The organism is Variovorax defluvii (genome assembly GCF_039541515.1).
GTDB classification, from domain to species: Bacteria; Pseudomonadota; Gammaproteobacteria; order Burkholderiales; family Burkholderiaceae_C; genus Variovorax; species Variovorax defluvii.
This window is the reverse complement of record NZ_BAABGJ010000015.1, coordinates 52467-74430: the sequence shown is the minus strand read 5'-3', so window position 1 is coordinate 74430 and position 21964 is coordinate 52467. Positions and strand designations below refer to the sequence as shown.

The following is a 21964-nucleotide window of genomic DNA, read 5'->3' as shown; positions in this document are numbered from 1 at the left end:
GGGTGCTCCCGAACGGGCCGGCTTCGCGGCCGGCCTTCTTCAAGCGTCACGTCACGCGTCAGGCGTGATGGAGCAATCGACATGAGCACAGCGCAAGACCATCTGGAACATTCGACCATGGCGGCGAGGGGACCCGAGGATGCATCGCGCCCGAGGCGGTACTACCGCTTCAAGCCCTGGAACATCGGCCGCTACCTGATCTGGACGCTGTTCGCGCTCGCACTGATCGCCGCACCGCACGTCTTCCGCAGCAGCCTTGCGCTGACCATGGCCTCGCAGATCGGCTACCTCATCGTCATCTGCCTGAGCTACAACATCCTGCTCGGCCAGGGCGGCATGCTCAGCTTCGGCCATGCGGTCTACACCGGGCTGGGCTCCTTCATCGCCATCCATGCGATGAACCTGGCCGGCAAGGGGGGCTGGCCGATCCCGCTGGTGCTGATCCCGCTGGTCGGCGGGCTGGCCGGCATGTTCTTCGCAACTCTCTTCGGCTTCGTCACCACCAAGAAGTCGGGTACCACCTTCGCGATGATCACGCTGGGCATCGGCGAGCTGGTGGCCGCCATGTCGCTGATGTTCCCCACCTTCTTCGGCGGGGAGGGCGGCGTGACCACCGACCGCGTCTACGGCACCCCCTTCCTCGGCTTCAACTTCGGTCCGCAGATCCAGGTGTACTACCTGATCGCGGCGTACTGCTTCGTCTGCACCGCGCTGATGTACGCCTTCACCGGCACGCCGCTGGGCCGCATCCTCAACGCGGTGCGCGACAACCCGGAGCGGGTGGAATTCATCGGCTACAACACGCAGCGGGTGCGCTACTTCGCCTTCATCATCGCCGGCTTCTTCGCCGGCATCGGCGGCGGGCTGGCGGCGATCAACTTCGAGATCGTCAACGCGGCCGACAGCCTGAACGCCATCCGCTCGGGCGGCTACCTGCTGTTCACCTTCCTGGGCGGGGCGACCTTCTTCTTCGGGCCGATCATCGGCGCGGTGCTGCTGGTCTTCGCCTCGGTGCTGCTGTCGGAGCTGTCGAAGGCCTGGCAGCTCTACTTCGGGCTGGTCTTCGTGTTCATGGTGATGTTCGCGCCGGGCGGCATCGCCAGCCTCATCATGATGAACCTGCGGGTGGCGAAGTTCGGCAAGTTCAACCGCTTCTGGGGCCTGTACGGCGCCTTCGCACTCGCGGCCATTCCGCTGGTGGTCGGCGCGGCGGCCTTGATCGAGATGATCTACCACATCCAGCTCAACTCGGCCCTCGGGCCCTCGCTCGACTTCTTCGGCGTCACGCTGAACACCGCCGGCGCGGCGAGCTGGGCAGGGTCCGCGGCACTGCTGCTGATCGGCGTCGGGCTGATCGAGGTCATCCGGCGCCGCTTCGTGAGGGCCTGGGGCCAGGCCCAGGAGGAGATCGAGGCCGAGATCAAGCGGAGGGAGCTGGCATGACCTGCGCATTGGAACTGAAGGATCTGCGCAAGAACTTCGGCAAGACCGAGATCATCCGCGGCGTGGACCTGGCGGTGCAGGCCGGCGACCGTGTCGCCATCATCGGACCCAACGGCGCCGGCAAGTCCACGCTGTTCAACCTGATCAGCGGCCGGCTGGCCCCGACCAGCGGCGAAGTGCTGCTGAACGGCCAGCGCATCGACGGCATGCGGCCCTTCGAGGTCAACCGGCTCGGGCTGTCGCGCAGCTTCCAGATCACCAACATCTTCCCCAAGCTCAGCGTGTTCGAAAACCTGCGCTGCGGGGTGCTGTGGAGCCTGGGCTACCGATACAGCTTCCTGCGCTTCCTCTCGAACCTGGACGACGCCAACGAGCGCGCCGAGGAACTGCTGCGCCAGGTGGGCCTGGAAAAGAAGCGCGACGTGCTCGCGGTCAACCTCACCTACGCCGAGCAGCGCGCGCTGGAGATCGGCATCACCATCGCCGGCGGTGCCAGCGTGATCCTGCTGGACGAACCCACCGCCGGCATGAGCAAGACCGAGACCGCGCACTTCATCGCACTGATCAAGCAGGTCACGGTGGGCAAGACCCTGCTCACCGTGGAGCACGACATGGGCGTGGTGTTCGGCCTGGCCGACAAGATCGCGGTGGTGGTGTACGGCGAGGTCATCGCCTTCGACACCCCGGCCGCCGTGCGCGCCAATGCGCGCGTGCAGGAGGCCTACCTCGGCTCGGCCGTCGCGGATGCGCAGGGCGCGGGACATTAGCAAGCAAGGGACGGACGGTCGACATGCTCAAGCTCGAAGACATCCACGCCTACTACGGCAAGAGCCACGTGCTGCACGGCGTCTCCTTCGGCGTCAATGCCGGGGAGATCGTCGCGCTGCTGGGCCGCAACGGCTCGGGGCGCTCCACCACTGCCAAGGCCATCATGGGCCTGGTGCATGCAGAGGGCGGCCTGCACTGGAAGGGCCAGGACATCCTGCGCCGCAAGGCCTACGAGATCGCGCACCTGGGCATCGGCTACGTGCCCGAGAACCGCGACATCTTCCCCAAGCTCACCGTGCACCAGAACCTTCTGCTCGGCCAGAAGGGCAGCGGCAAGGGCAGCCGCTGGTCCTTCGACGACATGTACGGCATGTTCCCGCGCCTGAAGGAGCGCCAGCACACCGAGGCCGGCGTGCTCTCCGGCGGCGAGCAGCAGATGCTGACCCTGTGCCGCACGCTGATGGGCGACCCCGACCTGATCATCATCGACGAGCCGACCGAGGGCCTCGCGCCCAAGATCGTCGAACTGGTGGGGCAGTACCTGCGCACGCTCAAGGACAAGGGCATCTCGGTGCTGCTGATCGAGCAGAAGCTCACCATCGCCATGGAGATCTCCGACCGGGCCCTGGTCATGGGCCACGGCAGCATCGTCTTCGACGGCACGCCTGCGAGCCTGCGTGCCGATGCGACCACGCGCAAGGAGTGGCTCGAGGTCTGAGGGCCTCTGCCTTCCTCGCCTTTTCTTGTCCCGCCAGCGACTGGCCTTCATTGCGAGTCTGGCCGAAACGCCTAGAATTTCCCCGAAAAAAGAACGTCCGTGCTTTTTAGATGCGGTGCAGCAGCGCAAGATGCCATCGCCGCTCTCGAATCCGGTGTGCCCCGAATCCGCTTTTCCGATCCTCTCCCATCCCTAAGGAACGCAGCATGACGGCTGAATACAAAGTGCTCGGCGATGTCGCCGTGATCACCCTGGCGAATCCTCCGGTCAACGGCCTGGGCTACGCGACCCGCGTCGGTATCACCGAAGGCCTGTCGAAGGCCCTGGACGATGGCGCGGTCAAGGCGATCGTGATCACCGGCGCCGGCAAGGCCTTCTCCGGCGGCGCCGACATCAAGGAGTTCGGCACGCCCAAGGCGATCCAGGACCCGAACCTGCTGAGCGTGATCCTGGCGCTGGAACATTCGACCAAGCCCGTCGTCGCGGCCATCCATTCGGTCTGCATGGGCGGCGGCCTGGAACTGGCCCTGGGCTGCCACTACCGCGTGGCCGCACCCGGCACCAGCGTCGCGCTGCCGGAGGTCAAGCTGGGCCTGCTGCCCGGCGCCGGCGGCACGCAGCGCCTGCCGCGCGTGCTGGGCGTGGAGACCGCGCTCAACATGATCGTCAGCGGCGAGGCCGTCAAGAGCGAAGTGCTCGCGTCGCTCCCCGGTCAGAAGCTGTTCGACAAGCTGGCCGCCTCGCCGGAGTCGCTGTTCGACGAAGCCGTGGAGTTCGCGAAGTCGGTGGCCGCCAAGGACGGCGAGTTGCCACTGGTGCGCAACCTGCCGTGCAAGCACCCGCAGGGCGATGCCTACTTCCAGTTCGCGCGCAACACCGTCGGCGCGATGTCGAAGAACTACCCCGCGCCGCTGAAGTGCGTGGACGCCGTCGAGGCCGCCACCAAGCGCAAGTTCGACGAGGGCATGGCCGAGGAGCGGCGCCACTTCACCAACCTGATGTTCACGCCCGAGTCGATCGCGCTGCGCCACCTGTTCATGGCCGAGCGCGCCGCCTCGCGCATCCCGGACGTGCCGGACGACACGCCGCAGCGCCCCATCAAGACCGTCGGCGTGATCGGCGCCGGCACCATGGGCGGCGGCATCGCCATGAACTTCCTGAACGCCGGCATCCCGGTCACCATCCTCGAGATGAAGCAGGAAGCGCTGGACCGCGGCATCGCCACCATCCGCAAGAACTACGAAGCGCAGGTCAAAAAGGGCAAGCTCAAGGCCGACAAGTACGAGCAGCGCATGGCGCTGCTGAAGACCACGCTGTCCTATGACGACCTGAAGGACGCCGACCTGATCATCGAGGCGGTGTTCGAGGAACTGGGCGTCAAGGAAAAGGTGTTCGGCGAACTGGACCGCGTCGCCAAGCCCGGCGCCATCCTCGCTTCCAACACCTCCACGCTGGACGTGGACAAGATCGCCGCCTTCACCAAGCGCCCGCAGGACGTGGTCGGCATGCACTTCTTCAGCCCGGCCAATGTGATGAAGCTGCTGGAAGTGGTGCGCGGCGCCAAAACGGGCAAGGATGTGCTGGCCACCGTGATGGGCATCGCCAAGAAGATCAAGAAGACGGCCGTGGTCTCCGGGGTGTGCGACGGCTTCATCGGCAACCGCATGATCGAGCAGTATTCGCGCCAGGCCGGCTTCCTGCTGGACGAGGGCGCCACGCCGCAGCAGGTGGACAAGGCCATCGAGAAGTTCGGCTTCGCGATGGGTCCCTTCCGCATGGGCGACCTGGCGGGCAACGACATCGGCTGGGCCATCCGCAAGCGCCGCGCCGTCGAGACGCCGGACATGAAGTACAGCCGCACCGCCGACAAGCTCTGCGAGCTGGGCCGCTTCGGCCAGAAGACCGGGGCAGGGTGGTACGACTACCAGCCCGGCAAGCGCGACGCCATTCCGTCGGCGCTGGTGAACAAGATGATCGAGGATCACCGCAAGGAACTGGGCATCACGCCGCGCAAGATCTCCGACGAGGAGATCGTGCAGCGCCTGGTCTACGCGCTGGTCAACGAAGGCGCCCACATCCTCGAGGACGGCATCGCCTCCAAGTCGGGCGACATCGACATGGTCTATCTCACCGGCTACGGCTTCCCGATCTGGCGCGGCGGCCCGATGCACTACGCGAACCAGGTGGGCCTGTACAACGTGGCCGAAGCCATGAAGCGCTTCGCGAAGAACCCGCGCGACGACGCGGACTTCTGGCAGCCTGCGCCGCTGATCCGCAAGCTGGTGGCCGAAGGCAGGCAGTTCGGCTGAGCGGGGGCGGGACGCGGTCGTGCTCAAGCGGATCCTGCTCGCGCTGCTGGCGGCACTCGTGGTGCTGACCGTGGCGGTCGCGGTCAACACCTGGCGCCGGCCCTCGGTCCAGCTCCAGGTGCCGGCCATCCAGAAGGCGGCGGTCGACGAGCGCGCCGCCGCCCAGCGGCTCGCCGGCGCGATCCCCATTCGCACCGTCTCCAGCTTCGAGGGCCTGCAGCGCAACGGCGAGGAGTTCCAGAAGCTTCACGCCTACCTGGCGCAGCACTTCCCCAGGCTGCATGCCACGCTCAAGAAAGAGGTGGTGGGCGACAACGCGCTGCTCTACACCTGGGCCGGCAGCGATCCGTCGGCCCGGCCGATCGCACTGATGGCCCACCAGGATGTGGTGCCCATCGCACCCGGCACCGAGAAGGCCTGGGAGGTCGACCCCTTCAGCGGCGAGATCAAGAACGGCTTCGTCTGGGGCCGCGGCGCCTGGGACAACAAGGGCAATCTGCTGGCGCAGATGGAGGCTGTCGAGATGCTGCTGGCGCAGGGCTTCCAGCCGCGGCAGACGGTGTACCTGGTGGCCGGCGACGACGAAGAGGTGAGCGGCCTGCGCGGTGCGAAGCCCATTGCCGAGCTGCTGAAGTCGCGCGGCGTCAGGCTCGAGTGGGTGCTCGACGAGGGCCTGCTGGTCACCGAGGGTGTGCTGCCGGGCCTGGACAAGCCGGCCGCGCTGATCGGGCTGGCGGAGAAGGGCTATGCGACCTTCTTCCTCTCGCTCGACGTGCCGCCGGGCCACTCGTCCATGCCGCCTTCGGCCACCGCGATCGGTGGCATGAGTGCCGCGTTGGCCCGCCTGGAGGCGAACCCGATGCCGGCCGCCATCCGCGGCGTGGCGGGCGAGATGTTCGGTGCACTGGCGCCGGAGATGCACGGCTTCAACCGCGTCGCCTTGTCCAACCTGTGGCTCTTCGGCCCCGTGGTGCAAGGCCAGCTCGAAAAGGGCGCGAGCAGCAACGCGATGCTGCGCACCACAACCGCGCTGACCATCGTGCGCGCCGGCAACAAGGACAACGTGCTGCCAGGGCGGGCCGAGGCCGCCGTCAACTTCCGCGTGCTGCCGGGCGACAGCCTGGCCTCGGTGGAGGCGCACCTGCGCAAGACGCTGGCCAACGACGCGATCGCGGTCCAGGCCTATCCCGGCAACTCCGAACCTTCGCCGGTCTCGCCGAGCGAAGGCCTGGGCTACCGCGCCATTGCCCAGTCGGTGCGCCAGGTGTTTCCGGAGGCTGTGGTGGCGCCGGGCCTGATGATCGCGGCCACCGATTCGCGCCATTTCTCGATCGTCAGCGACGCGGTCTACCGCTTCTCGCCCGTGCGCGCCAAGCCGGACGAACTGCCGCGCTTTCACGGCACCAACGAGCGCATCTCGATCGCCAACTACGTCGAGATGATCCAGTTCTATCACCAGCTGCTGCGCAACACCGCGCAGCCCCAGTAAGTATTTCTTTCCCCGTTGCAAAGGACCTCACCATGACCCGCGCCGTCATCGTCTCCACCGCCCGCACGCCGCTCGCCAAGAGCTGGAAAGGCGCCTTCAACATGACGCATGGTGCCACCCTCGGCGGCCATGCCGTGCAGCATGCGGTCGCACGCGCCGGCATCGAGCCTGCGCAGGTCGACGACGTGATCATGGGCTGCGCCAACCCCGAGGGCGCCACCGGCGCCAACATCGCGCGGCAGATCGCGCTGCGTGCCGGGCTGCCCATCACCACCTCGGGCATGACCATCAACCGCTTCTGTTCCTCCGGCCTGCAGACCATCGCGACCGCGGCGCAGCGCATCATCGCGGGCGAGGGCGAGGTGTACGTGGCCGGCGGCGTGGAAAGCATCTCCTGCGTGCAGAACGAGATGAACACGCACATGCTGGCCGACCCCTGGCTGGTCAAGCACAAGCCCGAGATCTACTGGAACATGCTGCAGACCGCCGAGCAGGTGGCCAAGCGCTACGACATCGGCCGCGACGCCATGGACGAGTACGGCGCGGCCAGCCAGCAGAAGGCCACGGCGGCGCTGGAGAAAGGCCTGTTCAAGGACGAGATCGCGCCGATCACCGTGCTGGCCGGCGTGGCCGACCCGGTCATGGGCCTGCGCACCAAGGAAGTCACGGTGGAGAACGACGAGGGCATCCGCCCCGGCACCACCAAGGAAGGCATCAGCGGCATCCGCTCGGCGCTGCCGGGCGGCCTGATCTCGGCCGGCAATGCCAGCCAGTTCTCCGACGGCGGCGGCGCCTGCGTGGTGGTGGAGGAGTCCTTCGCGGAGAAGAAGGGCCTGAAGCCGCTGGGCCGCTTCCTCGGCTTCGCGGTCGCCGGCTGCGAGCCGGACGAGATGGGCATCGGCCCCGTCTTCGCCATTCCCAAGGTGCTCAAGCGCCTGGGCCTCACGATCGGCGACATCGACCTCTGGGAACTCAACGAAGCCTTCGCGGTGCAGGTGATCTACTGCCGCGACAAGCTGGGCATCCCGGGCGACCGCCTGAACGTCAACGGCGGTGCCATCGCGGTGGGCCACCCCTACGGCGTGAGCGGCCAGCGGCTGACCGGCCATGCGCTGATCGAAGGCAAGCGCCGTGGAGCGAAGAAGGTGGTGGTGACGATGTGCATCGGCGGTGGCATGGGGGCGGCGGGCGTGTTTGAGGTGCTCTGATCCTGAGCCAGCGGCGCGCGCCATTGCGGTGAAACAAGTTGCAGCAGGCTCATCTACCATCGCGCCATGAGCATGTTCGATCTTCTTCGGTCGCTTGGCGACGCACACGTGGACTATGTGCTTGTTGGCGGCCTCGCGGTGACGCTGCATGGCTACCACCGGGTCACGATGGACGTCGATGTCGTGCTTGCGATGGACGCTGACAACTTGGCGAGATTTATTGCCTGCGCCAAGGCCGCCAACCTCCATCCGGTGATTCCGGTGCCACTCGAGTCGCTGGCAAAGCCCGACTTGCTCGACCAGTGGCATCGTGACAAGGGGATGCTCGCATTCGGACTCAGAGAGCCGGACATGATGGCGACAGTGATCGATGTACTGATCAAACCCATCGTTCCGTTCGAAGAACTTCGTCGAGACGCGTTGGTGCGCAGGGTCGGGCCGCTGGATGTGCCTATCGCGTCCATCGAACATCTGATCGCGATGAAGACAGGGACGGGTCGGGGCAAGGATCTCATCGATATCGAGGAGCTCAAGAAGCTTGGTGGAACTGGATCATGAACGCCAAAGCCAATCTGAAGTTGCTGCGCGAGATCGAAGCCAATCGAGCATTCATCCTGACGGCATATCAACAGAACCCGGAGTTGCTGGCGCGTGCCGAGCCGCGGATACGCCAGCTGTTGCAACCGCTTCCGATGGCATCCGAGAACCTGGAAGCATGGCTGCTGCAAAAGCAGCCCGCCACTCGACCAGACAAGCCATGAGCCTTCGCCCCACCCTCGACTTCCTGCTCTACGACTGGCTCCAGGCCGAATCGCTCAACCAGCGCGAGCGCTTCGCCGACCATTCGCGCGAGACCTTCGACGCGGTGCTCGACACCTGCGAGCGCATCGCGCGCGAGAAGTACGCGCCGAACAACCGCATCGTCGACACCCAGGAGCCGCAGTTCGACGGAGACAAGGTGATCCTGCCGCAGGCCACGCACGAGGCCCACAAGGCCTTCGTCGAATCGGGCATGCTGAGCGCGGCGCAGGACTACGACATCGGCGGCATGCAGTTGCCCTACACGGTGCAGGCGGCGGCCAACAGCTTCTTCGCCATGGCCTCGGTCAGCATCGGCTCGAACATGCTGACCAGCGGCAATGCCAACCTGCTCATGGTGCACGGCACGCCCATGCAGCAGGAGGTGTTCGCGAAGAACGAGTTCTCCGGCCGCTGGGCGGGCACCATGTGCCTGTCGGAGCCGCAGGCCGGCTCCAGCCTCAGCGACGTGGCCACGCGCGCCGTGCCCGACGGGCCGGACTTCCAGGACGATCCGCTGGGCCCGCGCTACCGCCTCACCGGCAACAAGATGTGGATCTCGGCGGGCGATCACGAGCTGACCGAGAACATCGTCCATATCGTGCTGGCCAAGATTCCGGACGAGAACGGCAAGCTGGTGCCCGGCACGCGCGGCATCTCGCTGTTCATCGTGCCGAAGAAACTGGTCGACACCGAGGGGCGCCTGACCGGGCAGCGCAACGACGTCGCGCTCGCGGGCCTCAACCACAAGCTGGGCTGGCGCGGCACCACCAACACGCTGCTGAACTTCGGCGAGGGCAAGTTCCCGGTGGACGGCCGGGCCGGCGCGGTGGGCTACCTCGTCGGCGCGCCCGGCAAGGGCCTGCACTGCATGTTCCACATGATGAACGAGGCCCGCATCGGCGTCGGCACCGCGGCCACCATGCTGGGCATGGCCGGCTACTACGCCTCGCTGGACTACGCGAAGAACCGGCCGCAGGGCCGGCCCGCGGGCCCGGCCGGCAAGGATGCGGCCCGGCCGCAGGTGCGCATCATCGAGCACGCCGACGTGCGCCGCATGCTGCTGGCGCAGAAGTCGTACTGCGAAGGCGCCCTGGCGCTGGAGCTCTACTGCGCGCGCCTGGTCGACGAGCAGAAGACCGGCGAGCCGCAGGCCGCCGACGAGGCGCGCCTGCTGCTGGAGGTGCTCACCCCCATCGCCAAGAGCTGGCCCAGCGAGTGGTGCCTGGAGGCGAATTCGCTGGCCATCCAGGTGCATGGCGGCTACGGCTACACGCGGGACTTCCCGGTGGAGCAGTACTGGCGCGACAACCGGCTGAACATGATCCACGAAGGCACGCACGGCATCCAGGCGGCCGACCTGCTGGGCCGCAAGGTGCTGATGGAGGACGGCCGCGGCCTGCAGCTGCTGGCCGGGCGCATCACCGGCACCGCGGACCGCGCGGCGGCCGTGCCTTCACTGGCCGGCCATGCCAGGGCGCTGGGCGAGGCCCTGCAGCGCGTGGGCAGTGCCACCCGCGCCGCCTGGTCCACCGGCAATCCGCAGGAGGCGCTGGCCAACGCCGTGCCCTACATGCAGGCCTTCGGCCACCTGGTGCTCGCGTGGATCTGGCTCGACGTGGCCGACCGTGCCCTGCAAGCCGATCCGGCCAAGGCGCAGCCGGCTACGATGGGGCGTGTCGGCGCCGCCGACTATTTCTTTCATTACGAGCTGCCCAAGATCGACGCCTGGCTCCAGGTGGTGGAGCGCCGCGATCCGACCTGTGCAGCCTTGCCCGAGGAAGCTTTCTGATATGTCGACACCCCCCGCGAAGCCCCATGCCGCACTCGAGAAATGGACCTGGGTCCTGATCTACGGCGGCCTGTTCCTGTTGATCCTGGGCATCGCGACGGGCCGCCAGAACGAGGCCTTCGGCTGGTCCGTCGGCGTCCCTGGGGCCGCGCTGGCAGTGGCCGGCATCGTGCTGATCTACGTGCGCTCCAGGCTCAAGCCCTGAAATGAAGCTCTCCCCCAGGCTCCCCCACTTCGTGTGGTCCGCCAACCCCCTCGCCGGGGGCGCACCCGGCGGCCCGGCAAAGCCGGTTCCGCGGGTGCTCCCGAACGGGCCGGCTTCGCGGCCTGCGAATTTCGCGCGTCGCGCCTCATGCGAAAGCGTGGTGGAAAACTGATGCGCAACCCGAAACCTCTGACCTAACGGAGAAGCCCATGAGTGCAAGAAGCATCCAGCAACTGTTCGACCTGAGCGGCAAGACCGCGCTGGTCACCGGCGGCTCGCGCGGCCTCGGCCTGCAGATGGCCCACGCACTGGGCGAGGCCGGCGCGAAGATCATGCTGAGCTCGCGCAAGGCCGATGACCTGGAGCAGGCCGCGGCCGAGTTGCAGGCCGCCGGCATCGACGCGCGCTGGATCGCCGCCGACTGCGCCAAGGAGGAGGACACCCGGCGCCTCGCCGACGAGACCCTGGAGCGCATGGGCGCAGTCGACATCCTGGTGAACAATGCGGGCGCGAGCTGGGGCGCACCGGCCGAGGAGCACCCGGTGGAGGCCTGGGACAAGGTGATGAACCTCAACGTCCGCGGCTACTTCATCCTGGCGCAGCAGATCGCGCGCGGCTACATGATCCCGAAGAAGAGCGGGCGCATCATCAACATCGCCTCCATCGCCGGGCTGAACGGCAACCCGCCCGAGATGCGGACGCTGGCCTACAACACCTCCAAGACCGCGGTGATCGGTTTCACCCGCACGCTGGCGGCCGAGTGGGGCCGCTACGGCATCAACGTCAACGCGATCTGCCCCGGCTTCTTCATGACCAAGATGGCGGCCGGCCTGATCAAGTCGCTGGGCGAGGAGAAGATGGCCGCCGCCGCACCCCTGGGGCGGCTGGGCGACGACGAGGACCTCAAGGGCATCACGCTGCTCTACGCGAGCGACGCGGGCAAGCACATCACCGGGCAGTGGTTGGCCGTCGACGGCGGCGTGAGCGTCGTCCTGGGCGCCGCATGAACTTCTCCCCCAGCGTCCCCCGTTTCGTGTGGCCCGCCACCCCCTTCCCGGGGGCAACGCCGGCGGCCCGGCCAAGCCGGTTCAGCGGTGTCGCTGTCAACGTTTGATTCCTACCCACGCCCATGCCTTCTGAATCCAGCGACCTCGACCTGCGCGCCTTCACCAGCCGCATCCCCTTCGCGCATCACCTGGGCTTCCAGATCACGAAGTTCGAAGGCGGCGAGTCCGAGATCGAATACACGCCGAAGCCGGAGCACCTCAACACCTTCGACGTGGCCCACGGCGGCGCCTGCATGACGCTGCTCGACATCACCATGGCCGCGGCGGCGCGCAGCCAGACCCCCGAGCTGGGCTGCGTCACGATCGAGATGAAGACCACCTTCATGCGCCCCTCGGTCGGCCCGCTGCGCGCGCGCGGACGGCTCATGCACCGCACCGCCACGCTCGCATTCACCGAGGCGACGATCTACGATGCGCAGGAACGCGCCTGCGCCCACGCCACCGGCACCTTCAAGTACGTGAAGCACCGCCTGCCCACCGGCCCCGCGAGCGCCAACGAGATGCGCCCGCCGTCCACAGACTAGGAGACTTCCCACCATGCCCACCAACCGACAGCAACTGCTCGACAACCGCCCGGAGGGCGAGGCCACGGCCTCGAACTTCAAGCTGGTCAGCAGCGAGACGCCGCCCCTGCAGGAGAACCAGGTCCTGGTGCGCCACCACTTCCTGAGCCTGGACCCGTACATGCGCGGCCGCATGAACGACGCCAAGAGCTACGCCCAGCCGCAGCCCCTAGGGCAGGTGATGCAGGGCGGCACCGCCGGCGAGGTGGTGGAGAGCCGCCATCCGAAGTTCGCGGTCGGCGACAAGGTGGTGGGCTTCGGCGGCTGGCAGGAATACAGCGTGGTCGATGCCTCGCAGCCCGGCACCCTGCGCAAGGTGGACACCACCCACGTGCCGCTGTCGCACTACCTCGGCGCGGTCGGCATGCCCGGCGTGACCGCCTGGTACGGCCTGGTGAAGATCATCCAGCCCAAGGCCGGCGAGACCCTGGTGGTCACGGCCGCCAGCGGCGCAGTCGGCAGCGCCTTCGGCGCGCTCGCCAAGGCGCGTGGCTGCCGGGTGGTGGGCATCGCGGGCGGTGCGGACAAGTGCCGCTACGTCAAGGAAGAGCTGGGCTTCGACGACTGCATCGACTACCGGCAGCATCCCGATGCCAAGAGCATGAGCGCGGCGCTCAAGGAAGCCTGCCCCCAGGGCATCGACGGCTACTTCGAGAACGTCGGCGGCTACATCTTCGATGCGGTGCTGATGCGCTGCAATGCCTTCGCCCGCATCGCGCTGTGCGGCATGATCGCCGGCTACGACGGGCAGCCGCTGCCGCTGGCCAATCCGGCGCTGCTCTTGATCAACCGCATCAAGCTCGAAGGCTTCATCGTCAGCGAGCACATGGACGTATGGCCCGAGGCGCTGGCCGAGCTGGGCCAGCTGGTGGGCAGCGGCAAGCTGCGGCCGCGCGAGTCGGTCGCGCAGGGCATCGAGGCCGCGCCGGAGGCCTTCCTGGGCCTGCTCAAGGGCAAGAACTTCGGCAAGCAGCTGGTGAAGCTGGTCTAGGCGCCAAACGGGGCCGCGATGGACACCGCGACGCACGAGGTCTTCAACCAGCCCACGCCGCTGGTCGACTACAACCTGTTCGAGACGAACCGGCCCTTGCGCGATGTGCTGCGCTTCAACGCGCCGCAGTTGCAGCTGGCGCCGCTGGAACACCTGGGCGGCCTGCTCGGCAGCGCCGAGATGCAGGCGCATGCGCGGCTGGCGAACACCAACCCGCCGGTGCTGCACACGCACGACCGCTTCGGGCGGCGCATCGACGAGGTGGAGTTTCATCCGAGCTACCACGCCTTGATGAAGGCGGCGGTGGGCGCCGGGCTGCACGGCGCGCCGTGGAGCGGCCAGTCCGCCTCGCCCCACGCCCAGCGCGCCGCCGGCTTCATGCTCTTCACCGAGCTGGAGCCCTCGATCCTCTGCCCCATCTCGATGAGCTACGCGGTCACCCCCGCACTGCGCGGCAACGCGGCCATCTTCGCCGACTGGGGCCCCAGGCTCGCCAGCCTCTGGTACGACCCGCAGCTGCGGCACTGGCGCGACAAGCCCGGGCTCACCATGGGCATGGGCATGACCGAGAAGCAGGGCGGCTCCGACGTGCGGGCCAACACCACGCGCGCCGTGCGCGCCGGCGGCGACGCGTGGGGCGAGCGCTATGAGCTCACCGGCCACAAGTGGTTCTTCTCTGCGCCCATGTGCGACGCCTTCCTGGTGCTGGCGCAGGCGCCGGCCGGCCTGAGCTGCTTCTTCCTGCCGCGCGTGCTGGAGGACGGCAGCCGCAACGCGATCCGCATCCAGCGCCTGAAGGACAAGCTGGGCAACAAGGCCAACGCGAGCTCCGAGGTCGAGTTCCACGGCGCCAGCGCCTGGCTGGTCGGCGAGGAAGGCCGCGGCGTCCCGCAGATCCTCGAGATGGGCACCATGACGCGCCTCGACTGTGCCCTGGGCACCAGCGGCCTGATGCGGCAGGCCCTGAGCCTGGCGCTGCACCACACGCACCAGCGCCAGGCCTTCGGCAAGCTGCTGGCCGCGCAGCCGCTGATGAAGAACGTGCTGGCCGATCTCGCCCTCGAAAGCGAGGCCGCCACCGCGCTGGCCGTCCGCCTCGCACGCGCCTTCGACCGTCCGCAGGACCCGCACGAGCGCCTGATGGCCCGCGTGCTCACGCCGGTCGCCAAGTTCTGGATCTGCAAGCGCGGCAGCCACCTGGCCCAGGAGGCGATGGAATGCCTCGGCGGCAACGGCTACGTGGAGGAGGGCGGCGAGGGCGTGATGGCCCGCATCTACCGCGAGATGCCGCTCAACTCCATCTGGGAAGGCGCCGGCAACATCATGGCGCTGGACCTGCTGCGCGCCACGCGAAAGGGCGATGCCGTCGCGGCACTGGCTCAGGAGCTGACGCCGGCGCGCGGCAGCCACGCGGCACTCGACCGCCTGGCCGATGCGCTGCCCGCGCGCATCGAGGCCATGGCCACCGAGGTCGAGGCGCGCCGCCTGGCGCAGGACCTGGCCCTGGCCGTGCAGGCATCGCTGCTGGTGCAGACCGCGCCCCCGGCGGTGTCGGATGCCTTCTGCGCCTCGCGCCTCGGCGGCGACTGGGGCCATGCCTTCGGCACCCTGGGTGCCGGCGCGGATTTCGATGCGATCATCGCCCGAGCCCGCCCGCAGTGAGAAGCCGGGCGCTGAACCAAGGAGCCTCATGGCCGACCTGATCCTCCATCACTACGCCACCTCGCCCTTCTCCGAGAAGATCCGCCTGATCCTGGGCTACAAGAAGCTGGCGTGGAAGTCGGTGATCATTCCGCAGATCGCGCCCAAGCCCGATCTGGCGGCGCTCACCGGCGGCTACCGCCGCACGCCGGTGCTGCAGATCGGCGCCGACGTCTACTGCGACACCGCCCTCATCTGCGACGTGCTGGAGCACGTGGCGCCGATGCCCTCGATCTACCCCGAGCCCGGCAAGGGCCTGGAACGCGTGGTCGCGCAGTGGGGCGACAGCACGCTCTTCTGGGCCGCCATGGGCTACAACTTCAGCGGCAAGGGCCAGGCCGACCTGTTCGCCAACGCGCCGCCCGAGGCGGCCCGTGCCTTGGCCGAAGACCGCAAGGCCATGAGCGTCAACATGGTCCGCCACCGCCCGGGCGATGCCGCGGCGGCCTACAAGTCCTACCTGCGGCGCCTGTCCGACATGCTGGACGACACCGACTACCTGCTGGGCGCGTATCCGACGGTGGCCGACTTCGCCTGTTACCACGCACTGTGGTTCACCCGCAAGCGCACGCCCTCGATGGCCGGTGTCCTGCAGTTCACACCGGCCGTGAGCGACTGGCTGGACCGCATGGCCGCCATCGGCCACGGCACGATGGAAGGCTTCGATGCGGCCCAGGCCATCGCCGTGGCCGCCGCCTCGACGCCGCACACGCTGCTGTCGGACAGCACCTTCCAGGACGACCACGGCATCCCGCTGGGCACGCGCGTGACGATCGCTGCCGAGAGCTTCGGTCCCGAACCCAGCGAGGGCGAACTGATCGCCGCCACGCGCACGCACTACACGCTGCGCCGCAAGGACGCCCGCGCGGGCACGGTGCACGTGCACTTTCCGCGCATCGGCTACACGCTGCGCAAGCTGGAGCCTTAGCTCTCCCCCAGGCTTCGCGCACTTCGTGTCGCTTTCGCCAACCCCCTTCCGGGGGCAACACCAGCGGCCCGGCAAAGCCGGTTCCGCGGTGTTCCACGCAACCACAAGGATGTACAGATGATTCAGGATTTCAAGGGCACCACCGCCGTCCTCACCGGCGCCGGCTCCGGCTTCGGCCTCGAATGCGCGCGCATCGGCGCGGCACGGGGCATGAACCTGGTGCTGGTCGACGTGCAGCAGGATGCGCTGGACCGCGCCGCCGCCGAGATGGAAGCGGCCGGTGCGCAGGTGATGGCGCGCCGGGTCGACGTCTCCGATGCGGGGCAGATGGAAGCGCTGGCCGCCGCGGTCAAGGAGCGATTCGGTGCGCCGCACTTCGTGTTCAACAACGCGGGCGTCGGCGCCGGCGGCCTGGTGTGGGAGAACACCGTGGCCGACTGGGAGTGGGTGCTCGGCGTCGACCTCTGGGGCGTGGTGCACGGCGTGCGCCTGTTCACGCCGATGATGCTGGAGGCCGCCGCCCAGGACCCGGCCTACCGCGGCCACATCGTCAACACGGCCAGCATGGCAGGCCTGCTGACGCCGCCCAACATGGGCATCTACAACACCGCGAAGGCCGCGGTCGTGAGCCTGACCGAGACGCTCTACCAGGACCTCAAGCTCATCACCGACCAGGTCGGCGCCAGCCTGCTGTGCCCGTACTTCGTCCCCACCGGCATCACCAGCAGCGAGCGCAACCGCCCGGGCGCACTGGCGGCGGACCAGCTCACCCGGAGCCAGCTGATCGGCCAGGCGATGAGCAACAAGGCGGTCAGCAGCGGCAAGGTCACCGCGGCGGAGGTGGCGCACATGGTCTTCGAAGCCATCAGCGCCAACCAGTTCTACGTGTTCAGCCACCCCAAGGCGTTGGGCAACGTGCGCAGCCGGATGGAGAACATCGTCAACATCGAGAACCCGGCCGATCCCTTCCTGGCGCGGCCGGACATCGGGGCGCAGCTGCGCGCCCAATTGCGCGCGGGCTGAGCGCCAGCCGGCCATGTCGGTGGCCGGCCGGCAGCGCGTAGGCCACCGCTGGCAGACAAAAACCCTGCCATGGCGACACTGGCGCGATGACTGTCTTCCTGCCGTTGCGGTAATGCAGCAGTTCCACGCCATGGCCGCGCCTGCGCAGCCCGTCCAGAATGCCGCGAGCCCGGCCCGGGCGCACCTCACCAAGGCGGATCTCGGCGCCCAGCTGGCGCGCCGGGCCGACGAATGGGTGCGCCACGCCGAGCCCTCGGACCTGCTGCACGTGTTGCTGTGCGGCGGCTTCGGCCCCGTGATCGAGGAAGAGAACGGACGCGTGCGCACCGGCATCGAGGTGGGCGGCGCGCCCAGTCCGCTGTCGCGCATCGGCATCATCTGGTCGGACCTGCCCGCGGCCGAGACACTGCCCATTGCCGCCCTGGTCTGGGAGGCCACGCCACCACCCGCCGACAGCCGCCTGTGGGAAGCGTGGCTGGCGCTGGACGGCCATGCGCGCGAAGGCGCGCGCCGGTTTCTGCACGACGAGATCGACCAGAACATTCCGCTATTCGAAGCCTGCGCGGAAAAGTGGCTCTGCGAAAACTAAACCTTTCGGCGTAACTGTTGCATTTCGTTGTAACCCACTGCTTCTTCGACAGGCAATCCGGCGGAAAGCCTTGTGGGACAAGGGATGGCGCAGTTGCTCATGCACTTTTCCACAAGCTTTTCCACGCTCCGCGGGGACATGTTCACTGCAGCAGGAACCCCGGCCGACCCGGGTAGGTGGCGCGGCCGGCGCTTGCGCTGCCGGCGCGGGGGAGTAGGCTGAGTCGTTCCCACCCAAGGAGATCTGCATGGCTTACGTCGACGGATATGTGCTTCCGGTCCCCAGGCGCAACATCGAGCGCTACCGGGAGATGGCCACCCTCGCAGGGAAGATCTGGCGCGAGCACGGGGCCCTCGAGTACCGCGAATGCGTGGCCGACGATGTCAAGTCCGGCGAACTCACGTCCTTTCCGCAGGCCGTGATCCTCAAGGACGACGAGGTGGTGATCTTTTCGTACATCGTCTACGAGTCGCGCGCGCACCGCGACGAGGTGAATGCCAAGGTGATGGCCGATCCCCGCCTGGCCGACATGATGGACCCCGAGACCTTGCCCTTCGACGGCAAGCGCATGTTCTGGGGCGGCTTCGAAACGCTGGTCGAGGCCTGACGCGCCCGGCCGCCTCAGGCACCCCCGGGCTGGGCCGCGATCCACGCCCACACCGTCCGGATCGCCGGTTCGCGTTCCCTGCCTTTGGCGGCGGCGAGGAAGTAGCTGCCGGTCTCGAGCGCCGGCCCGAAGGGCTGCACCAGCGCGCCGCTGGCCCGTTCCGCCCCGGTCAGTGTCAGGCTCAGCAGGGCCACGCCCTGACCGGCGAGCGCCGCGAGCAGGGCATGGGTCTCGTCCGAGAAGGACAGGCCTGCCGAAGCCGCGCCGCGCGTGCGCGTCCTGGACGTCCCGGGCGTCCTGGTCCGGGGCTGGGGAACGCCCGCTTCCTCGAACCAGCGCGGCCAGACCGCAGGCGCCTGCGCGTTCGGCTGCCAGTCGCAGTGGATCAGCCGGTGTTTGCCCAGGTCCCGCGCATGCCGCAGGCCCAGCGCCGGGCTGCACATCGGCGCATAGCGCTCGGCCATCAGTTCGGCGGTCGCGAGACCCGCCCACTCGCCGCGGCCGGAGCGGATGGCGAGGTCTGCATCGCCGCGCGCCAAGTCGACCAGCGTGTCGCTCGCATGCAGCCGCAACTCGATGCCGGGGCAGGCTTGCCGGAAGGCCGCCAGGCGCGGCAGGACCCATTTGGCGGCGAAGGCCGTGTTGGTGCTCAGCGTCACGGTCGCGCTGCCGGCGGACGCCCGCAGGGCCCGGATGCCGGCCTCGAACTGGTCGAAGCCTTCGCGCAAAGCATGGAACAGGCGCAGGCCCGCGGGCGTCAGCACCAATTGCCGCGTGAGCCGGCTGAACAGCGGCTGGCCCAGGCCGGCTTCCAGGCCGCGCACCTGGTGGCTGATGGCCGTGGGCGTGACCGACAGTTCGGCCGCCGCGCGCTGGAAGCTCGAATGCGCGGCGGCCGCCTCGAAGGCGCGCAGCGAGGACAAGGGCGGCAGGCGGCGGCTGGGCCTGATGGGTGAGATGTATTCATCCATGGACAAAAAATCATCGGTTGTGATGCGGGCCTTGCACGCCTAGATTTGCCCAGGGCCGCCCGTTCACACACGAATCATATTCATCCATCCAGCTCCAGTCAGGCACGATTTCTCATGACCACGCTTCTTCACATCGACGCCAGCGCCCGTCCGGGCCGCTCCGGCACCGACCCCCATGGCTCCCACACGCGCCGGCTGTCGGCCCGCTTCGTCGAGCGATGGCGCGCCGCCCGGCCCGAAGACCGCATCGACCGCCTCGACGTCGGCCGCGTGCCGCCGTCACCCGTCAGCGGCGATTGGGTTCATGCCGCCTTCACCCCGCCGGCAGCGCGCGCCGCGTGGATGAAAGCAGCGCTGGCCGAAAGCGACCGCCTGGTGGACCAGCTCATCGCCGCCGACCTGATCGTGGTGGGGCTGCCCATGTACAACTTCGGCGTGCCGGCCCCGTTCAAGGCCTACATCGACAACATCGTGCGAGTGGGCCGCACCTTCGGCTTCGACCGCGCGCGCGGAGAGCAGCCGTACTGGCCCATGCTGGCCGATGCGGGCAAGCGCCTGGTGCTGCTGAGCGCACGCGGCGATTTCGGCTACGGGCAGGGGCAGCGCCTCGCGCACCTCAACCACGTGGAGGCCAGCGTGCGCTCGGTGTTCGGCTACATCGGCATCAGCGAGGTGCATGAACTCGCCGTCGAGTACGACGAGTTCAAGGACGCGCGGCTGGCGCAGTCGCTGGCGCAGGCCGAACGGGGTGTCGATCGCCTGGTCGATGCGCTCGCGGCATCGCGGCAGTCGGCGGACTCATTCACAACGTCGCAGCGCGTTCACCGCGCCTAGTCCGCCGGCACGTACTTGTTGCCCGCTGCCTTGTAGCGATCGATCGCCTTGCTCAGGTCATCCAGCTCCTCGCATGGCGTGCTGCACAGGCGCTGCAGCCGCATCTGCCGCTCTTGCGCCTTGGGCAGGTCGCCCAGGATCAGGTAGAGCTCGCCCGAGTACTCCAGGGCGCCACGGTGGTTGGGGTCGATGCGCAGGGCCGCATCGTAGTGGCGCTCGGCCGCCGCATAGTCCGGCGACTTGCTCTTGCGCAGGCTGTACCCCATGAGGTTGTTCCAGTCGGCGTTGCCGGGGTCGTTGACCTGTTGCAGCTCGGCGATCGCGCGCTGCCAGTTCCTGGCCTCGATCTGCGAACGGGCCGCGGCGAGCCGCAGCGCGGGCGGGGTGGAATCGCTGTCCGCAGCGAGGGCGGGCCACGGGACCATGGCGGCCAGCGCCGCGCCGGCCAGCAGGTGACGGAGGGTTCGGGCGGTGGCGGTGTTCATCCGCGCATTGTGCTGCGCGAGGGAAGCGTTGCGCCATAGGCCGGTCGGGCTCGGACGCCCGGCCAGCCCGGACGGTCAATCCGCCGGATGGCCTGTGCCTGCATCGCCCCGCAGCCGCGCGAGCGCCTGCGCCAGCGCCACAACCGACAGCGGTGCCGACCCCTCGGCCTTGTTGTTGATGGCGACATAGGCCAGCTGCCCCGCACCCGTGGTGCCCGCGATGACCCGGGCCAGGGCTTCGCGCGTTTGCGGATCGGGATCGGCGAGCTTGTCGAAGGGCTCGTAGAGCTTCTTCGCCTCTTCGTAGCCATAGGCGCCGTGCAGCCGGTTCAGATTCCAACGGCACACCAGCGGGCCTGGCCACAGCGCGCGCAGCATCGGCAGTTGCTCGCCGATCGGCGGCATCTTCGGATGCAGGCCCAGGCAGTAGGTCGCACCGGCCTCGCGCAGCACCTGGGCCAGGGCCGGCGTCAGCAGTTCGGGATTGCGCAACTCGACGGCCACCACGGCATCGGGCGCCTGCGTCCGCAGCGGCGGCAAGGCCGTGAGCATGCGCCGCAGGCGCTCGAGCAACTCGGGCAGTTGCCCCAGCATCGGCCCCGGCAGGGGACTGAGCTGGAAGACCAGCACGCCCAGCTTCGGCCCCAGCCCGGCCAGCGCGGGGGCGGCGAACTCCTGCACCGCCAGCGTCGGATCGAGAAAGGCCGGATTGGCCTGCATGCCGCGGCCGTCCTCGCCGCGCACCAGGGCGTCGGCCACCAGGCTGGGCGCCTTCACGATGAAGCGGAAGTCCTCCGGCACCGCCGCGGCATAGGCGGCGTACTGGCTGGCCGTGAGCGGGCGATAGAAGCTGCGGTCCAGGCTCACGGTGCGCAACAGCGGGTGCTGGGCATAGGCCGCGAGGCCGTGCTTCGAGAGCACCGACTGCTCGTAGTCACCCTCCCACACCATGCCGGCCCAGCCGGGGAAGAACCAGGAGGAGGTGCCCAGGCGCAGTTGCGGCGGCAGGGATCGGGCCAGCGCCTGCTGGGCGGGGTCGGGCGGGGCAGGGCGGACCTTCGGACCGCCGCTCGATGCAGGGCGCTTCCTCGCCGCAGGCGCGGGCGCGGGCGCTGGTGCGGGCGGAGCAGGCTGCGGGAGTTCGTCGAACAGGGACTCTTGCATGGCGAGGCGCGGTGGATGCGCGGCATTGTGCGGCACCACGGACGGCGTGATCTCCTTCTTCGACACGCAGACCGAAGCCGAGCGAGCGAGAGGCGGGTGGCTCACGCGACGAGGCCTGGTGAAGTTCAAGGCTCTGCGCGACTACCTGTATCGCCCCCTGCACAGAAGCGACTTGAAAGTCTTCCGCAACGAAGCCAGGGGAGGCCGAACAAGAAGCCATCAAAAACATTCAAGTGATCGACGGCGCAGTGAACAGCGTCTACGACATCTTCTCCGCAGCGTATGACGAGTTCGCTCTCATCTTTCCGGAA

The 21964-nt window shown here is 68.2% G+C and carries 22 protein-coding genes; 19 read left to right on the top strand and 3 right to left on the bottom strand.

Annotation, left to right across the window (positions count from 1 at the left end; genetic code table 11):
* Positions 1-117: 117 nt before the first annotated feature.
* From ABEA07_RS09420 to ABEA07_RS09335, 18 genes are all read left to right on the top strand, one after another.
* Complete coding sequence (locus ABEA07_RS09420) at positions 118-1443, top strand: branched-chain amino acid ABC transporter permease (protein ID WP_345537554.1); 1326 nt, start codon at positions 118-120, stop codon at positions 1441-1443.
* On the top strand, positions 1440-2210 hold the full coding sequence (locus ABEA07_RS09415; RefSeq protein ID WP_345537412.1) for an ABC transporter ATP-binding protein: 771 nt from the start codon (positions 1440-1442) through the stop codon (positions 2208-2210). The genes ABEA07_RS09420 and ABEA07_RS09415 overlap by 4 nt, the downstream gene beginning before the upstream one ends.
* Before the next feature lie 23 nt (positions 2211-2233).
* Positions 2234-2929, top strand: a complete 696-nt coding sequence (locus ABEA07_RS09410) for an ABC transporter ATP-binding protein (RefSeq protein ID WP_345537410.1) — start codon at positions 2234-2236, stop codon at positions 2927-2929.
* 206 nt (positions 2930-3135) lie between these two features.
* Positions 3136-5238 carry a 3-hydroxyacyl-CoA dehydrogenase NAD-binding domain-containing protein gene (locus tag ABEA07_RS09405; RefSeq protein WP_345537409.1) on the top strand — a complete coding sequence of 701 codons (2103 nt, stop codon included), beginning with the start codon at positions 3136-3138 and terminating at the stop codon, positions 5236-5238.
* A 19-nt stretch (positions 5239-5257) separates the two neighbouring features.
* The gene (locus ABEA07_RS09400; protein WP_345537407.1) at positions 5258-6727 is read left to right on the top strand and encodes a M20 family peptidase; all 1470 of its coding nucleotides are present in this window, start codon (positions 5258-5260) and stop codon (positions 6725-6727) included.
* A gap of 32 nt (positions 6728-6759) precedes the next feature.
* The gene (locus ABEA07_RS09395; protein WP_345537406.1) at positions 6760-7935 is read left to right on the top strand and encodes an acetyl-CoA C-acyltransferase; all 1176 of its coding nucleotides are present in this window, start codon (positions 6760-6762) and stop codon (positions 7933-7935) included.
* Between the two features lie 66 nt (positions 7936-8001).
* On the top strand, positions 8002-8493 hold the full coding sequence (locus ABEA07_RS09390) for a nucleotidyl transferase AbiEii/AbiGii toxin family protein (RefSeq protein ID WP_345537405.1): 492 nt from the start codon (positions 8002-8004) through the stop codon (positions 8491-8493).
* Positions 8490-8696 carry a hypothetical protein gene (locus ABEA07_RS09385; RefSeq protein WP_345537403.1) on the top strand — a complete coding sequence of 69 codons (207 nt, stop codon included), beginning with the start codon at positions 8490-8492 and terminating at the stop codon, positions 8694-8696. The genes ABEA07_RS09390 and ABEA07_RS09385 overlap by 4 nt, the downstream gene beginning before the upstream one ends.
* Entirely contained in the window at positions 8693-10525 is a 1833-nt protein-coding gene (locus ABEA07_RS09380; RefSeq protein ID WP_345537401.1) for an acyl-CoA dehydrogenase, read from the top strand. The genes ABEA07_RS09385 and ABEA07_RS09380 overlap by 4 nt, the downstream gene beginning before the upstream one ends.
* A gap of 1 nt (position 10526) precedes the next feature.
* Complete coding sequence (locus tag ABEA07_RS09375) at positions 10527-10730, top strand: hypothetical protein (protein ID WP_345537399.1); 204 nt, start codon at positions 10527-10529, stop codon at positions 10728-10730.
* A gap of 209 nt (positions 10731-10939) precedes the next feature.
* Complete coding sequence (locus ABEA07_RS09370) at positions 10940-11737, top strand: SDR family oxidoreductase (protein WP_345537398.1); 798 nt, start codon at positions 10940-10942, stop codon at positions 11735-11737.
* A 122-nt stretch (positions 11738-11859) separates the two neighbouring features.
* Entirely contained in the window at positions 11860-12321 is a 462-nt protein-coding gene (locus ABEA07_RS09365; protein WP_345537397.1) for a PaaI family thioesterase, read from the top strand.
* A gap of 13 nt (positions 12322-12334) precedes the next feature.
* Entirely contained in the window at positions 12335-13351 is a 1017-nt protein-coding gene (locus tag ABEA07_RS09360) for an NADP-dependent oxidoreductase (protein WP_345537396.1), read from the top strand.
* A gap of 18 nt (positions 13352-13369) precedes the next feature.
* Positions 13370-15013 carry an isovaleryl-CoA dehydrogenase gene (locus ABEA07_RS09355; protein ID WP_345537395.1) on the top strand — a complete coding sequence of 548 codons (1644 nt, stop codon included), beginning with the start codon at positions 13370-13372 and terminating at the stop codon, positions 15011-15013.
* A gap of 28 nt (positions 15014-15041) precedes the next feature.
* Complete coding sequence (locus ABEA07_RS09350; protein WP_345537393.1) at positions 15042-15980, top strand: glutathione S-transferase family protein; 939 nt, start codon at positions 15042-15044, stop codon at positions 15978-15980.
* Between the two features lie 117 nt (positions 15981-16097).
* Positions 16098-17003: an SDR family oxidoreductase gene (locus tag ABEA07_RS09345; protein ID WP_345537392.1), complete on the top strand. Its 906-nt coding sequence runs from the start codon at positions 16098-16100 to the stop codon at positions 17001-17003.
* 112 nt (positions 17004-17115) lie between these two features.
* Positions 17116-17592 (top strand): hypothetical protein, encoded by a 477-nt coding sequence (locus ABEA07_RS09340; protein ID WP_345537391.1) that lies wholly within the window; start codon positions 17116-17118, stop codon positions 17590-17592.
* 247 nt (positions 17593-17839) lie between these two features.
* Positions 17840-18199, top strand: coding sequence for a DUF1428 domain-containing protein (locus tag ABEA07_RS09335; protein WP_345537390.1), 360 nt, complete (start codon positions 17840-17842; stop codon positions 18197-18199).
* Positions 18200-18213: 14 nt separating this feature from the next.
* Here ABEA07_RS09335 and ABEA07_RS09330 read toward each other — a convergent pair whose 3' ends face one another.
* Positions 18214-19170: a LysR substrate-binding domain-containing protein gene (locus ABEA07_RS09330; RefSeq protein ID WP_345537389.1), complete on the bottom strand. Its 957-nt coding sequence runs from the start codon at positions 19168-19170 to the stop codon at positions 18214-18216.
* 114 nt (positions 19171-19284) lie between these two features.
* Here ABEA07_RS09330 and ABEA07_RS09325 point away from each other — a divergent pair, with 114 nt between their 5' ends.
* The gene (locus ABEA07_RS09325) at positions 19285-20004 is read left to right on the top strand and encodes an FMN-dependent NADH-azoreductase (RefSeq protein ID WP_345537387.1); all 720 of its coding nucleotides are present in this window, start codon (positions 19285-19287) and stop codon (positions 20002-20004) included.
* On the opposite strand, the gene ABEA07_RS09320 is transcribed toward ABEA07_RS09325, so the two are convergent.
* Both ABEA07_RS09320 and ABEA07_RS09315 read right to left on the bottom strand, forming a co-directional pair.
* Positions 20001-20489: a tetratricopeptide repeat protein gene (locus ABEA07_RS09320; RefSeq protein ID WP_345537386.1), complete on the bottom strand. Its 489-nt coding sequence runs from the start codon at positions 20487-20489 to the stop codon at positions 20001-20003. The genes ABEA07_RS09325 and ABEA07_RS09320 overlap by 4 nt on opposite strands.
* A 75-nt stretch (positions 20490-20564) precedes the next feature.
* Positions 20565-21653, bottom strand: coding sequence for a DUF72 domain-containing protein (locus ABEA07_RS09315; protein ID WP_345537553.1), 1089 nt, complete (start codon positions 21651-21653; stop codon positions 20565-20567).
* Positions 21654-21964: the final 311 nt, after the last annotated feature.